The 15,498-nt window shown below is 50.1% G+C and carries 14 protein-coding genes and 1 tRNA gene; 10 read left to right on the forward strand and 5 right to left on the reverse strand.

Translation table 11 applies throughout. The features are described from left to right. Positions 1 to 203: 203 nt before the first annotated feature. Genes CWC46_RS16295 through yejF form a run of 4 tightly spaced genes read left to right on the forward strand, consistent with a single transcriptional unit; the run spans position 204 to position 5,732 of the window. Positions 204 to 2,012: an extracellular solute-binding protein gene (locus tag CWC46_RS16295; protein WP_021015489.1), complete on the forward strand. Its 1,809-nt coding sequence runs from the start codon at positions 204 to 206 to the stop codon at positions 2,010 to 2,012. 9 nt (positions 2,013 to 2,021) lie between these two features. Beyond that, the gene (locus tag CWC46_RS16300) at positions 2,022 to 3,116 is read left to right on the forward strand and encodes a microcin C ABC transporter permease YejB (RefSeq protein ID WP_021015488.1); all 1,095 of its coding nucleotides are present in this window, start codon (positions 2,022 to 2,024) and stop codon (positions 3,114 to 3,116) included. Continuing rightward, on the forward strand, positions 3,113 to 4,138 hold the full coding sequence (locus CWC46_RS16305; RefSeq protein ID WP_021015487.1) for an ABC transporter permease: 1,026 nt from the start codon (positions 3,113 to 3,115) through the stop codon (positions 4,136 to 4,138). The genes CWC46_RS16300 and CWC46_RS16305 overlap by 4 nt, the downstream gene beginning before the upstream one ends. A 1-nt stretch (position 4,139) precedes the next feature. Next, on the forward strand, positions 4,140 to 5,732 hold the full coding sequence (gene yejF / locus CWC46_RS16310) for a microcin C ABC transporter ATP-binding protein YejF (RefSeq protein ID WP_021015486.1): 1,593 nt from the start codon (positions 4,140 to 4,142) through the stop codon (positions 5,730 to 5,732). 59 nt (positions 5,733 to 5,791) lie between these two features. Here yejF and CWC46_RS16315 read toward each other — a convergent pair whose 3' ends face one another. The 3 genes from CWC46_RS16315 to rsuA all read right to left on the reverse strand — a co-directional run bounded on the left by CWC46_RS16315 (position 5,792) and on the right by rsuA (position 8,493). Further along, positions 5,792 to 6,136: a YejG family protein gene (locus CWC46_RS16315; protein ID WP_021015485.1), complete on the reverse strand. Its 345-nt coding sequence runs from the start codon at positions 6,134 to 6,136 to the stop codon at positions 5,792 to 5,794. Positions 6,137 to 6,510: 374 nt separating this feature from the next. Continuing rightward, positions 6,511 to 7,692: a Bcr/CflA family multidrug efflux MFS transporter gene (locus CWC46_RS16320; RefSeq protein ID WP_021015484.1), complete on the reverse strand. Its 1,182-nt coding sequence runs from the start codon at positions 7,690 to 7,692 to the stop codon at positions 6,511 to 6,513. 102 nt (positions 7,693 to 7,794) lie between these two features. After that, a complete protein-coding gene (gene rsuA / locus CWC46_RS16325) occupies positions 7,795 to 8,493 on the reverse strand; it encodes a 16S rRNA pseudouridine(516) synthase RsuA (RefSeq protein ID WP_037381462.1) in 699 nt (232 codons plus the stop codon). A 246-nt stretch (positions 8,494 to 8,739) separates the two neighbouring features. On the opposite strand from rsuA, the gene CWC46_RS16330 reads away from it, so the two are divergent. The 3 genes from CWC46_RS16330 to rplY all read left to right on the forward strand — a co-directional run bounded on the left by CWC46_RS16330 (position 8,740) and on the right by rplY (position 11,164). Next, a complete protein-coding gene (locus CWC46_RS16330) occupies positions 8,740 to 8,979 on the forward strand; it encodes a YecH family metal-binding protein (protein ID WP_021015482.1) in 240 nt (79 codons plus the stop codon). 3 nt (positions 8,980 to 8,982) lie between these two features. Beyond that, positions 8,983 to 10,743, forward strand: coding sequence for a DNA repair helicase RadD (locus CWC46_RS16335; RefSeq protein ID WP_021015481.1), 1,761 nt, complete (start codon positions 8,983 to 8,985; stop codon positions 10,741 to 10,743). A 136-nt stretch (positions 10,744 to 10,879) separates the two neighbouring features. After that, positions 10,880 to 11,164, forward strand: a complete 285-nt coding sequence (gene rplY, locus CWC46_RS16340) for a 50S ribosomal protein L25 (protein WP_021015480.1) — start codon at positions 10,880 to 10,882, stop codon at positions 11,162 to 11,164. A gap of 84 nt (positions 11,165 to 11,248) precedes the next feature. On the opposite strand, the gene CWC46_RS16345 is transcribed toward rplY, so the two are convergent. Both CWC46_RS16345 and yejK read right to left on the reverse strand, forming a co-directional pair. Continuing rightward, a complete protein-coding gene (locus CWC46_RS16345; RefSeq protein WP_021015479.1) occupies positions 11,249 to 11,767 on the reverse strand; it encodes a GFA family protein in 519 nt (172 codons plus the stop codon). Positions 11,768 to 12,052: 285 nt separating this feature from the next. Beyond that, entirely contained in the window at positions 12,053 to 13,060 is a 1,008-nt protein-coding gene (gene yejK / locus CWC46_RS16350; RefSeq protein ID WP_021015478.1) for a nucleoid-associated protein YejK, read from the reverse strand. A 176-nt stretch (positions 13,061 to 13,236) separates the two neighbouring features. Here yejK and CWC46_RS16355 point away from each other — a divergent pair, with 176 nt between their 5' ends. From CWC46_RS16355 to CWC46_RS16365, 3 genes are all read left to right on the forward strand, one after another. Next, complete coding sequence (locus CWC46_RS16355) at positions 13,237 to 13,464, forward strand: YejL family protein (protein ID WP_021015477.1); 228 nt, start codon at positions 13,237 to 13,239, stop codon at positions 13,462 to 13,464. A 13-nt stretch (positions 13,465 to 13,477) separates the two neighbouring features. After that, positions 13,478 to 15,250 (forward strand): LPS biosynthesis-modulating metalloenzyme YejM, encoded by a 1,773-nt coding sequence (gene yejM / locus CWC46_RS16360; RefSeq protein WP_021015476.1) that lies wholly within the window; start codon positions 13,478 to 13,480, stop codon positions 15,248 to 15,250. A 78-nt stretch (positions 15,251 to 15,328) separates the two neighbouring features. Further along, a tRNA-Pro gene (locus CWC46_RS16365) sits at positions 15,329 to 15,405 on the forward strand. The last annotated feature ends 93 nt before the right edge of the window (positions 15,406 to 15,498 follow it).

Consider the following 15,498-nt stretch of genomic DNA (forward strand, 5'->3'; position numbering starts at 1 on the left):
CGGCGTTTTTCTATATCTGTCCTGCGCCTTATGTGATCAAAGATAAGTTTCTCTGACTGATTCATGATAAAACTGCAATGGTGCCGGCGTGTTTATTGCTAAATATTTCAAACGCTTTATCGTGTCGTTCCAGCCTCCGACATACATGAGATAATACGTCTGGCAGGTTATATAACATTGGTTCTCAGGAGCTGAACACCCCGATGTTTAAACGTGTCGTTACTGCTGTGTTGTTAGCAACTTGCTCGCTGATCGGTCATGCTGAAACCATCAAACAGGTTTTTGCCTTTGCCCTGTTGGGCTCGCCTAAATATGATAAAAATTTTACCCACTTCGATTATGTCAATCCTGATGCTCCTAAAGGTGGTGATGTCACACTTTACGCACTCGGCACCTTCGACAATTTTAACCGTTACGCTTTACGCGGCATTGGCGCTATCCGTACCGACCAGCTCTACGATGCGCTCTATACGTCTTCTGAGGATGAACCCGGCAGTTATTATCCACTGATTGCACAACGCGCGCGCCATGCCAGCGATGATAGCTGGATTGAAGTGGATATAAATCCCAACGCACGCTTTCATGACGGTTCACCGATTACCGCAGCCGACGTGGCTTACACCTTCAACATGTTTATGACTCAGGGTGTACCGCAGTTTCGTATTTATATGAAAGGCGTTACCGCCAAAGTTATTGCACCGTTGACGATACGCTATGATTTCGCCCAACCCGACAGAGTGAAAATGGTCAGCCTGCTGACATTACCGGTAATGCCTGAGAAATTCTGGAAAAAGCATAAATTCAACGAACCATTATCGTCCCCGCCGCTGGCCAGTGGCCCTTATCGCATTACCGACTATCGAATGGGACAATATGTCACCTATTCCAGGGTAAAAAATTATTGGGCGGCGAATCTGCCGGTCAATAAGGGTCGCTACAATTTTGACCATATTCGCTACGATTACTATCTGGACGACAATGTGGCCCTCGAAGCGTTCAAAGCAGGCGCGTTCGACCTGCGGATAGAAAGCTCCCCCAAACACTGGGCCACGCAATATCAGGGCGGTAACTTTGAGCGAGGTTACATTATCAAGAAAGATGAGCCAAACCGGAACGCACAGGATACGCGCTGGATGGCATTTAACATTCATCGCCCTTTATTTTCCGATCGGCGGGTCAGACAGGCGCTAACGTTGGCGTTTGATTTTAACTGGATGAATAAAGCTCTGTTTTTCAACAGCTATCAGCGGGCCGACAGTTACTTTCAGAATACGGAATATGCGGCGCAAGGCAAGCCTTCTGCGGCAGAACTGGCCTGGCTAACGCCGCTGAAAAGTAAAATTCCAGCGGAAGTGTTTGGCCCCCCCTATCAACCGCCGGTATCCGATGGCAGTGGCTACGATCGGCCTAATTTATTAAAGGCGCAACACCTGTTGGCGCAGGCGGGCTGGATCATAAAAAAACAAACGCTGGTGAACCGCCAGAGCGGCCAGCCTTTCGTCTTTGAACTGCTTATTCCCAGTTCAGCCAATGCGCTGTATGTGCAACCATTCCAGCAAAATCTGCAACGACTCGGCATCCAGATGAGCATCCGTAGCGTGGATTCCCCACAGTTTAGTAACCGGTTGCGCAACCGGGACTTTGACATGATACCGACGCTATATAGCGCTGATCTGTATCCCAATGCCAACCTGCAATTCAGTTGGAGTTCAAAATACATCAACTCAACCTACAATACCTCGGGCGTAGAAGATCCGGCTATTGACAGCCTGATCGACGACATCATGCGACATCAGGGCGATAAAGACGCATTACTGGCACTAGGTCGCGCATTAGACCGGGTGCTGACCTGGAATCAGTTCATGATACCGATGTGGTACTCCAACCATGATCGTTACGCCTACTGGAACAAATTTGCAATGCCGGCGGTACGCCCCGCTTATTCGCTGGGTTTTGATAGCTGGTGGTACGATGCCAGCAAGGCCGCGACGCTACCTGAAGAACGCCGATAAGGAGTTGATGTGGGAAGCTACCTGTTACGTCGCCTGTTTCTCATCATCCCCACATTGTGGGCCATTATTACCATTAACTTTTTTATTGTACAGATTGCGCCGGGAGGCCCGGTTGATCAGGCCATTGCCGCTATTGAACTGGGTCAGGGTAGCGGTTTTACCGCGGGTGGCACCGGAAGTGGCATGGCCCGTTCAGGCGGTAGCGGCATGCCTTCAGCAGAGAATGCTTATCGGGGATCCCGCGGCCTGGACCCAGAGATTATTGCGGAAATCACCCAACGTTACGGCTTTGACAAACCTATCCATGAGCGCTATTTCAAGCTACTGTGGAATTATATCCGTTTCGATTTCGGCAACAGCCTGTTTCGCGGCTCATCCGTCATCGAACTGATCAAAGAAAGCATGCCGGTATCCATTTCACTGGGATTATGGAGCACGCTGATCATCTATCTGGTTTCCATTCCGTTGGGTATCAAAAAAGCGGTGAAAAACGGAACGGCATTCGATACCTGGAGTAGTAGCCTGATTATTATCGGCTACGCCATTCCCGCGTTTCTGTTTGCCATTCTACTGATTGTACTCTTTGCCGGCGGCAGTTATCTGGACTGGTTTCCGCTGCGCGGATTAGTTTCCAGCAACTTTGATACCCTTCCCTGGTACGGCAAAATCACTGACTATCTGTGGCACATTACACTGCCGGTACTGGCAACGGTAATCGGCGGTTTCGCTACCCTGACCATGTTGACCAAAAACTCCTTTATGGATGAAATCCGTAAACAGTATGTCATCACGGCACGGGCCAAAGGATTGGATGAAAAAACCATTCTCTATCGCCATGTCTTCCGTAATGCCATGCTGCTGGTCATCGCCGGATTTCCAGCTACGTTTATCAGTATGTTCTTTACCGGCTCGCTGTTGATTGAAGTGATGTTCTCTCTTAACGGACTGGGACTGCTGGGATATGACGCGACACTGCAACGCGATTACCCGGTGATGTTCGGCACGCTGTATATCTTCACCATCATCGGACTGCTGCTGAATATCGTCAGTGATATGACCTACACACTGGTTGACCCGCGTATTGATTTTGAGGAACGCCAATGAGCCGCTTAAGCCCGATGAACCAGGCGCGCTGGGCAAGATTCAGAAGTAACCGTCGTGGTTACTGGTCGCTATGGGTCTTTATGGTGCTGTTCATCGCCACGCTGTTTTCCGAACTTATCGCCAACGACAAACCGCTGCTGGTGCGCTATGACGGCCAGTTTTATGTCCCGTTCATGGTGAATTACAGCGAGACCACGTTCGGCGGTGAATTTGGCACTCAAGCCGATTATCGTGATCCTTATGTAGCGGCGCGACTGGCAAAACACGGCTGGGCGATCTGGCCGCCGATCCACTACAGTTACCGCACCATCAACTACGCCACCCAGGTTTCTTTCCCTTCTCCGCCTTCACGCTACAATTTGCTCGGCACAGATAGTCAGGGAAAAGATGTACTGGCACAGGTGCTGTATGGTTTTCGCATTTCTCTGTTGTTTGGACTGGCGCTGACACTCCTCTCCAGTGTGATGGGTATCGTTGTCGGTGCGGCACAAGGCTACTATGGCGGGTATGTGGATTTATGGGGACAGCGCTTTATCGAAGTATGGTCCGGTATGCCGACGCTGTTTCTGATCATTCTGCTATCCAGCGTCATTCAGCCTAACTTCTGGTGGCTGCTCGGGATCACGGTATTATTCGGCTGGATGAGTCTGGTGGGCGTGGTACGGGCTGAATTCCTGCGAACACGTAATTTTGACTATATCCGCGCTGCCCAGGCCATGGGTGTCAGCGATCGGTCCATTATGTTTCGTTGCATGTTACCCAATGCCATGGTCGCCACCCTCACCTATCTGCCGTTCATCCTCTGTGGCTCTATTACAACACTGACTTCATTGGATTTTCTCGGCTTCGGGTTGCCAATTGGTTCACCATCACTGGGAAGCTTGTTGCTGGAGGGGAAAAACAATCTGCAAGCGCCCTGGCTGGGTATGACGGTATTTATCGTACTGGCGCTTATTCTTTCACTCCTTATTTTTATCGGCGAAGCGGTTCGCGACGCTTTCGACCCAAGCAAGGCGCATTAATATGTCCGGTACTCCGTTGTTACAAATCAAGGACCTCAGCATCGCGTTTCGTCATGGTGCGGAAGAAAAACGCGTGGTTGATCAGATCTCACTGGAAGTGGCGCAAGGTGAAACGCTGGCGCTGGTCGGTGAGTCCGGTTCAGGGAAAAGTGTGACCGCCTTGTCGATTCTGCGCCTGCTGCCTTCTCCGCCGGTGGTTTACCCGCAAGGAGACATCCTGTTTGAGGGGCAGTCACTACTGCACGCCGATGAAGCCACACTACGGCAGGTGCGAGGTAACCGCATCGCCATGATTTTTCAGGAGCCTATGGTTTCCCTCAACCCATTGCAATCCATTGAAAAACAGTTGGCGGAAGTGCTGTCACTGCATCAGGGAATGCGTCGTGAAGCTGCCAAAGGAGAGATTATCAGTTGTCTGGAACGCGTTGGCATTCGGCAGGCCAGCGCACGACTGGCGGATTTTCCACACCAGCTTTCTGGTGGTGAACGGCAACGGGTAATGATTGCAATGGCCTTGCTAACCCAGCCAGATCTCCTGATTGCGGATGAACCGACTACTGCGCTGGATGTGACCGTACAGGCGCAAATACTGACGTTACTGACATCGCTGAAACAGGAGTTGGGGATGGCTCTGCTGTTCATCACCCATAATCTGAATATTGTCAAACGTCTGGCCGATAACGTGGCCGTAATGAAATCAGGTCAGTGTGTCGAGCATAATTCGACCAGGATGTTATTTTCCGCGCCTCAGCACGCTTATACTCGGCAATTGTTGGATGCCGAACCTGGCGGTATGCCATTACCCTTGACCGATGACCAAACCGAGTTATTGCGCGTCAATCACCTCAATGTTGCTTTTTCCATCAAGCGCGGTCTGCTGCGACGTACTGTTGATGAAAAAAAGGTGGTCAGTGATCTCTGCTTTACACTGCGGCGGGGGGAAAGCCTGGGATTGGTGGGCGAGTCCGGTTCCGGCAAGAGCACTACCGGACTGGCATTACTGCGGCTGCTGACGTCACGTGGGGAAATCTGGTTTGATGGACAACCACTACATACGTTTAACCGCAAACAGATGCTCCCCATCCGCCGCCGAATTCAGGTGGTTTTTCAAGACCCCAACTCCTCACTGAATCCGCGCTTCAATGCCGAACAGATTATTGCCGAAGGCCTGACTGTTCATCAAAAACTGAGCGCTGCCGAACAGGAACAGCGCGTTATCCAGGCCATGCAGGAAGTGGGACTGGATCCAGAGACACGTCACCGCTATCCAGCCGAATTTTCCGGCGGTCAGCGTCAGCGTATTGCTATTGCACGGGCACTGATTCTGCAACCAGAGCTGCTGATTCTTGATGAACCCACCTCATCGTTGGATCGTACTGTGCAGGCACAAATTCTGATGTTGTTGAAAACACTGCAACAAAAACACCGTCTGACCTACCTGTTTATCAGTCACGACCTCCATGTCGTGCATGCGTTATGTCATCAGGTTATCGTGTTGCGCCATGGTGAAGTGGTTGAACAAGGTTCTTGTCAGCACGTATTTGCCCACCCGGTACAGGAATATACCCGGCAATTATTACAACTCTCAGCTTAAGACTACAACGCAGACTTATCTATGGAGCAGAAGCAACAGGGCCAACCGCTGTTGCTGTTTCAGAAGGGATGCTGAGCGGCGATAGACTCGGCAATGGCGACGCCAACGTTTTTCAGATGGCATAATGCAGTGCTTTCATCGTTCCGATGCAGAAACAGACAAGGTTCACTGTCCCATTCCAATACAGTGCATTGAACATGGATTTCATCCAGATATTGATCCAACTGATGCAGGATTTTCCATGCATCTTTACCATCATGGCTTAATAGTTTGAAACCAATCAAATTATTATCATCGTCCTTGCCACTGAGCGGAATCGGTTCCACTTTCACACCGGTAAACCCAGTTAACCAGCGATAACTTTGCGGCAAGCGATGAACTACCGAAAGTTGGAGACTATTCACGACGGTTTTCCTCAGCTAGGCAGACTGCATAATTTACAAAATTATAACATATGTAATGCATACTTTTTTAATTTCACTTTTCTTTTGCTGCTTTTTTGCTCAAGAGGCTAACTTTTTCTTAGCGTTTGATTAATATTTGTGCGTTTAATGGCTGTCAGGACGATTAATTCTGTTATAGGGATCACGAATCTGAGCTATTTTTCGCTATATGTAACCTTTTACGCCTCATATCTCAACTTATTTTTCATGTTGTTCACTTTTAAAACAAATAAATTACAAGACAGGCAATAACTCCCTATTGCCTTGAGAGTATCAGCACTATAGTAATGATGATCGTGACAACCAGACGGGAAACGCCCCTTGTTCAAAAAGACTCAGGAACGACTGGCATACAGATACAGGGCAGCGGCGGAGACAGAACAGAATGCCATAGAAATCACCATCGGCCAGGCACTCTGAAACGACGATAAAGATAACACGGCACCGATCAGTGAACCCAAACCAAAACGTAGTGTACCCGCCAATGATGACGCGGTACCTGCCATATGAGGGAAACCATCCAGAATAACCGCCATCGCGTTGGATGCGACGGTGGCCACGCAACCGACAAACAACGCCACCCCGACAACCAATGACAGGAATCCAAGATTGAACGCACAGACCAACAGCAGAAAAATGCCCATAGAAAACTGGATAATCAGCCCCAACCGGAACATAAACATCGGTCCCATGCGGGAGACAATGCGGCTATTCAACAACGTCATCAGGAACAGAACAACAATATTCAGAGCAAAGTAGTAGCCAAAATTCTGGGGAGACACCCCATTCAGATCGATATAAACAAACGGCCCGGCGCTCAGAAAAGAGAACATCCCGGCAAAAGAGAATCCGCTGGCCAGCATGTAGCCAAATACCCGCTTGTGACGACACAACTGAGAAAAATTACCCAACGTAGTGCGCAAATGAAAGCGCTGACGCCGCTCCACTGGTAGCGACTCCGGGATAAACAACCATACAAAAATTGTAGCCATCAGCGCTGCACCAGAAATGGTCCAGAATATTGCATGCCAACTGAACCAGAATAACAATGCACCACCGATGATCGGCGCCAGCAAGGGTGCAATTGTCATCACCAGAATCACAAACGACATCATGCGGGAGAACTCATCTTTGGAGAACATATCCCGCATCAACGCATTAATCACTACGCTGGCCGAGGCGGCTGACAAGCCATGCAGAAAACGCATGTAAATCAGTTGTTCCACCGTTTGAGACAGCGCACAGGCGGCAGCGGCGATAGTGAAAACCAGAACGCCCCCCAGGATCACCGGTTTGCGTCCTATACTGTCGGACATCGGCCCGTAAAAAAGTTGGCCGATGGCGAACCCCAACACGTAAGCGCTAAGCGTCATCTGTACCCGACCGGGGTCCACGTTAAATTCTTTTGCAATCACGGGTAATGCTGGCAAATACATGTCAATGGCTATTGGCATCAACATGGAGATCAAACCAAGGATAAAAATAAGACGCAGCCGAGACGAATATTGTGGACGCACGGAAAACAATTCCTTTAAAGATGACAAAAGCCCGCTGCCAGTAGCATCAGCGGGGATAAATAGTTAATCGTATTACAGGACGTCCGTTCCAAATGCAGGCAGTTACAACCCGACGCTGGCAACTTCCTCCGCCGTCAGCGCACGGTACTCTCCCGGTTTCAGATCACTGTCCAGCACAATGGCACCGATACGTTCACGATGCAGCGCCACAACATGGTTCCCCACGGCGGCAAACATCCGTTTTACCTGATGGTAGCGGCCTTCACTGATCGTCAACCTCACCTGATATTCTGTTACCTTCTCCAGCAACGCGGGACGGGTCAGTGTTTTTTCATTATGCAATTGTATACCTGTCGCAAATTGCGCTGCGGTATCGGCATTCACTGGCTGTTCAAGCGTCACCAGATAGGTTTTTTCACAATGGTGTTTTGGCGACGTGATCCGGTGCGACCACTGGCCATCATCGGTTAATAACACCAAGCCACTGGTATCAATATCCAGCCGTCCGGCGGGATGCAATTTATATGCTACCGGCTCATCCATAAAATAAAGGATTGTCGGATGGTCAGGATCGTCGGTAGAACAGACATAACCCAGCGGTTTGTGCAGCATAAAATAACGTGGCCCGTTTTGCTGTTGCAGGGGCTTGCCGTCAAATTCAACCACGTGTTCCGGTAACAGCTTGAATGATCCGCTTTTTATCACTTCACCTTGCACCGTAACCCGCTGGGCGCGCAATTCCCGCACGATCAGTGAACGGCTGATCCCTAACTGTTGGGATAGAAATTTATCCAGTCTCATTAAACGTTTACTGCCTATATTACCCGGCTGACTGGCCAGGTTGAATCCGCCAGAAGCGCGAGATCTGCCCGTCAGCATAAAAAAAGAAGAGTAGCGTTATACACCCTAAGCACACATTAGCATAACGGCGTGTTACGCCGATGGAGAGACTCGGTCGATCAGACACTATTGACCCACTGACCAAAGGGTCGCTCCCGCCATGAGTAACAGGCATAATAGAAGCAATTTATAATAAGGAGCGATACGATGTCATCTATTCATGGTCACGAGGTGCTGCAAATGATGCTGGCGGCCGAAACCCCTTTTACGACTGAACAGTTGATTACCGCCATAAACATCCGCTTTGGCAACGATGCCCGCTTTCATACTTGCTCGGCCAGCGATATGACCGCTGCGATGCTGGTGCAGTTTTTAGCCAGGAAAGGCAAATTTGTTCCGCAGGGTGAGCATTTTACCACCCATGCCAGTAAAATCTGTCAACATTAGGCGATGTCTTTTACACTGCGGCCCTATCAACAAGATGCCGTAACCGCCACCCTCGACTACTTTCGGCGCCACACCACACCCGCCGTGATCGTTCTGCCTACCGGCGCGGGGAAAAGTCTGGTGATCGCCGAACTGGCCCGGTTGGCCCGTGGCCGCGTGTTGGTACTGGCGCATGTCAAAGAGCTGGTAGCGCAGAACCACGAAAAATACTGTGCCCTGGGGCTGGAGGCCGACATCTTTGCCGCCGGACTGCAACAGCGACAGAGTCAGGGCAAGGTGGTTTTTGGCAGCGTACAGTCGGTCGCCCGCAATCTGGCCCTATTTGAACAGGCTTTTTCATTACTGATTATTGATGAATGCCACCGGGTCAGTGACGACGATACCAGCCAATACCAGCAGATTATTCATCATCTCCAACAATCCAATGCACAATTGCGTTTGTTGGGACTAACCGCTACACCCTATCGTCTGGGAAAAGGCTGGATCTATCAATACCACTACCACGGCATGATCCGGGGTGATGAGCACTGCCTGTTCCGGGACTGCATTTATGAGTTACCGCTACGCTACATGATCAAGCACGCTTTTCTGGTACCGCCCCAGCGTCTGGATATGCCAGTAGTACAGTATGATTTCAGCCAGTTGAGCGCTCGCAGTAACGGTTTATTCAGCGAGGAAGACCTTAACCGTGAATTGAAACGTCAACAACGGGTTACACCACAAATTATCCACCAGATTGTCGAATATGCCGCCGATCGTAACGGGGTGATGATTTTTGCCGCCACGGTGGAACATGCCGGAGAGATTGAACGTTTGCTGCCTGATGGCCAGGCCGCGCTTATCAGCGCAGATACACCAGCAGCCAGACGTGATGCGCTGATTGAAGCTTTTAAACAGCAACAATTGCGCTATCTGGTCAATGTCGCCGTATTAACCACCGGTTTTGATGCTCCTCACGTAGACGTTATCGCTATTCTGCGCCCGACCGAATCCGTCAGCCTCTATCAGCAGATCGTCGGACGCGGTTTGCGATTGTCTGCGGGAAAAACCGATTGCCTGATTCTCGACTACGCCGGTAATCCACACGACTTGTATACGCCCGAAGTCGGCAAGCGTAAACCGCATAGCGATAGCCAGCCGGTACAGGTGTTCTGTCCACAGTGCGGCTTTGCCAATCTGTTCTGGGGCAAATGTACCGACGACGGCACCGTGATTGAACACTACGGGAGACGCTGTCAGGGGTGGAGTGAGGATGAGGATGGCCGCCGTCAACAATGTGATTACCGCTTTCGCTTCAAAACCTGCCCGCACTGCGGAGCAGAAAATGATATTGCCGCCCGCCGTTGCCATCAATGTGAAGAAATACTGGTAGACCCAGACGACATGCTGAAAGCGGCGCTAAAGCTGAAAGACGCGCTGGTACTGCGTTGCAGTGGTATGAGCATGGTTTATGGCCTGGATGCCAAAGGCGAATGGTTGAACATCACCTATCATGATGAAGATGGTGCTGAAGTCAGTGAGCGTTTTCGCTTACAGACACCGGCCCAGCGGCACGTTTTTCAGATCCATTTCCTACGAGTCCATCTGCGTGCGCCCGGTATTCCCTTCCACTGGCAGACCGCCGCCGAGATCACGCAGCAACAGCCGCTACTGCGGGCTCCTGATTTTGTTGTCGCACGCCAACAAGGCAAATTCTGGCAAGTGCGGGAAAAAATATTCGACTACCAGGGCCGCTACCGCAGAGCGAATGAACTGCGCGGCTGATTAAATGGCGGTTTCATTTGCCCGCTGGGCCAGATTCCGATAGAATTCCGCCCGCTTTTGTCTAAACACAAGCGGAATATCCAACCTGTTGCTGGGTCGCCTGTAGCAGGATCACTTTTTTAAAGTCGAGAAAGACATGATTACTATCAATGCAGAAGTACGCAAAGAGCAGGGTAAGGGTGCGAGCCGCCGCCTGCGTAATGCGAACAAATTCCCAGCCATCGTTTATGGTGGTGCGGAAGCACCGGTTTCTATCGAGCTGGATCACGATATTGTTAAAAACCAGGAAGGGAAAGGCGGTTTTTACGATGCAGTTATCTCCCTCGTTATCGATGGCAAAGAAACCAAAGTGAAAATTCAGGCTGTTCAGCGTCATGCTTTCAAGCCTAAATTAACTCACATCGACTTCGTTCGCGTTTAATCACGCTGAAGTTATCCGGTATCCCGGAGAGAAAAACGCCGCTGATGCGGCGTTTTTTATTGCTATCGACAACGGCGGTGAACGTCAGTTCCGGGGTGACGTTAAAGTAGCTCGATACGCTTTGATTTTCGGCACCAACAGGGCCGCACGCCGCAGGCTCTCTTCCTGCCATACCATTTGGCGGTCGTAATATTCGGCAAACGCCGGAGTTTCCGGCGGCAGAATCACCCATGGTTGTTTAGATTGGGTAAAAATATGCACATCTGGCGGCAACAGTTCCGGATGAGTAAGCGCCCCAACCCGCACGAACCGGATCAGCGGGCCACTGCCAGCATAGTGGCTCCACAATGCCACATAGCATTTAGGACAGCGAGCGATCTGTTGCCCTTGCCCGCTGTTGGATGGCGTGTTCACCAGCAGTGGCTCACCACTGAGCAATTCCACGTTGTCTGATTCGATCATGGCATTCAAAGCAAATGCCGAGCCGCTTTCCCGCTGACACCAACTACAATGGCAGCAGTGCACTACCAATGGTGCACATTTCAGACGGTAACGGATAGCGCCACAATCACAACTGCCGTCCATAGGATATGGGTTTTGCATCAGTATCCCTTATCTGCGGTGGTTTTGCTGGTTTCAGTGATGGTTTCCCGGTATTAGTCCGCTAAAAACACACTCAGCCGAGGCACTGGATTGCCCGTAAAATACCGAATAATCAATTATCAATACCTTGCTCTGCCCACATTTTTTATAAAAATCCTGATTCAATACAAATCCATATTGTTGCTATCGCCGGCAACCGATGCCAACGTTCACATCATGTATCGAAACTGACGCGAGGTAGGGCATTGGATTATCGGGGCCTCATAGCAATAATATCGCAACAGATCAGTTACCGCTGCCCAGGCGACGCTGTAGTTGATCACGCAAATTCGGTGGTGTTCCCTTGATAGTCAAAGTATCAGTCGCCGGATCCCAGAAAATACGTTCCCCCAACAGTAATGCATCGAAGTTAATACTCAGGCCACCGCCACTGCCGGCAAACTTGGTCAGTTGCCGCAACGTGCTGCGATCTGCCGGGAAACTCTCCTCAAGTTCATAGCCTTGTCCGATGGAGAAGTCCTGAAAACTCTGCTCCCCCAAAGTCGGTAACTCACCGGACAATGCCGCCACGTCAATCTCATCTCCCGCTTGCAACTGTTCATTGCAATAGCTGTACACTTGCTGACGGTATTGCTGACGCTCATTTTTATCCAATTGCGCATCAGCGCAATAGTCATCAACGGCCTTGAGCAAGCCACGGTTCTGCGCTTTGGTATCCAGCCCTTCGGCTGCGGCCAGGAAATCCATGAAAAAATCAGATACCTTGCGCCCGACCCGCCCTTTCAGAAAAGTGAGATAACGAGTTGATGACGGGTTCGTCTCCCATTCAGTCAAATCGATACGTGCCACAATATCGGCATGGTGAATATCCAGATAATGAGTGCTGCTGATATCCAACTGCTCATTTACCCGCAAACTATTGCAACTGTTCAACACCGCGATCAACAAATACTCCACCGCCAAATAGCGATATTGGCAAAACAGGACCACACCCCCTTCCGCAAACGGATATTTTGCCAGTTCATCACGCAGACGCCCTGTCGCGGCACGGGTAAATGCCAGAAAGTCATCGTCTCCCTTGCGGCAGGCACGTAATGCATCCGCCAGTTCACTTTGCTCATTAAACAGGCCATAGGCCTTATTTTTAGCACTATAGACACGATGCAGTTCAGCCATCATTTCGTTAACGGCGTCATTGGTGGATAACAGCGAATCACGCAACACCATTTCCAGTGTTTGCTCATCGCGTTTGATGAGCTGATGCAGGGCAATCTGGTCGATATCCAGACTCATGATAAACTCTCCTTTTAGCGGGGGAACGTATTCAAGCACCTAAGTATCCTCGCTGCAACCAAAAGCCGCCGCCACACAGGGATAACACATCCACGGGCCGAAATGATAAAAGTGCGGAAAAAGACGCTCTTATACGGTAATATGTTCGACTTTAGTCGCTTAAGAAGCACCATTTTATGCCACAATCATCCCGTTATAGTGACGAGCAAGTTGAACAGTTACTATCAGACTTGGTCAAGGTTCTGGAAAACCGCCGCACACCAACCGATCTCGCATTGATGGTGTTGGGAAACATGGTGACCAACCTGATTAACACTAGCGTGGCCCCGGCACAACGTCAGGTGCTGGCCCGCTCTTTCGCTGAAGCACTACAAGCTTCAGTAACAGCAGATAAAACACATTGATTTTGACCTGTATATGGTAACCAACCGCCAGCGCTACCGCGAAAAAGTTTCCCAGATGATCAGCTGGGGACACTGGTTTGCCTTGTTTAACATCCTCCTCAGCCTTGGGCTGGGTAGCCGTTATCTGTTTGTTACCGACTGGCCATCATCACTGACTGGACGTATTTATGCGCTGGTCAGTTGGCTCGGACACTTTAGTTTTATTGGTTTTTCCGCATATCTGCTGATTATTTTCCCGCTGACATTTGTTGTCATGTCGCAGCGATTGTTGCGTTTTTTATCAGCGGCGATAGCAACGACGGGGCTCACACTGCTCATCGTCGATGCTGCTGTTTTTACTCGTTTCCACCTGCACCTTAATCCCACCGTATGGGAACTGGTAACCACCCCCAACCAGAGTGAGATGGTCCGTGACTGGCAATTGATGTTTATTGGGGTGCCCGTCATATTTATGGTGGAGATGTTGTTCGGCACCTGGTGCTGGCAAAAATTACGCAGCCTGAATCGACATCATTTTGCCAAACCGCTGGTGGGTATTTTCATTATTGCGTTTTGTGCCTCACATGTGATGTACATCTGGGCTGATGCCAATTTCTATCGCCCGATAACCATGCAGCGCTCTAACTTACCGCTTTCTTACCCAATGACCGCACGCCGTTTTCTAGAGAAACACGGTCTGCTCAATGCACAGGAATATCAGCGCAGACTGCTGCGACAAGGCAATCCAGAAGCAGTTTCGGTGGAGTATCCACTGAGCGACATCTCCTTTAGTGATGCCGGCAGCGGCTATAACCTGTTAATGGTAATGGTAGACAGTATTCCTGATCAGGATACGCCACATGCTATGCCTAACCTGACCCGTTTTGCGTCTGAAAATATTCGGTTCAGTGACCATTACAGTGCCGGTATGCAACAGGATAGCGGGCTGTTCAACCTGTTCTATGGTATCTCCTCCACCTATATAGACAGTGTTCTCAACAGCAGTAAGCCCTCTGCGCTGATTACTGCGTTAAGTCAGCAGGGTTATCAGTTCGGTCTGTTTTCTGCCAGTGGATTCGACAGTCCTCTTTACCGACAAGCACTTCTGGCTGACTTCTCACTGCCAACACCAGATGCGCAGAGTGATGAAATCATCACCACGCAATGGCAAAAATGGCTGGACAGTCGCGCCGGCACAACCGAACCGTGGTTCTCATTCATCGAGCTAAACCACACCAGTTGGCAGGCAACTACGTCTAAAAGCCCAGCTGCGGAACAACAACGCCTCTACCTTCAGGGTAATCAGCGTGTGGACCAGCAAATTGAACGGATCATCAGTGTGCTGCGTGACAAAAATATGCTGGATAAAACCGTGGTGGTTATCACGGCTGAACAGGGAAATGCCCAACGCCCAGGCGATAACTCGCCGACGCCGATGAAACGCTCGTTGTGGCAGGTTCCGCTGGTCATTCACTGGCCTGGCACACCCGCACAGACCATCAACAAAATGACGGATAACAAAGACGTTATGACCACATTGATGCAACGTCTGCTACATGTAAAAACGCCATCCAGCGATTACTCACAGGGAGAAGACCTGTTTACAGCAGAGCGACGAGATAACTGGCTGGTCAACGGTGATGGGAGTGATTTGATCATTACCACACCAAAACAGATTATTGAACTCGGAAGTCACGGCAATTACCGGGCTTATAATCAGGCAGGTCATGAATTATTGAATGAAAAACCGCAGTTGGATCTGTTATTGCAGGTATTGACCGACGAACGGCGATTTATTGCTGACTAACTGCCTAAATCTAAAGCAGTCGTTTCGTAAGGCTATTGCAATCAAAGCGAGAAACGGTAGTATATGCCCCCACAGCGTCGGCACGTAGCGCAGCCTGGTAGCGCACTGTCATGGGGTGTCAGGGGTCGGAGGTTCAAATCCTCTCGTGCCGACCAAATATCTATTCCGTTAGTACCGGTTATTGACGGAAACCCCACAAAACCCGCATTCTCACTGAGTTTGCGGGTTTTTTGTTGCCTGTTATCTGC

Source organism: Prodigiosinella confusarubida, assembly GCF_002847015.1.
GTDB classification, from domain to species: Bacteria; Pseudomonadota; Gammaproteobacteria; order Enterobacterales; family Enterobacteriaceae; genus Prodigiosinella; species Prodigiosinella aquatilis.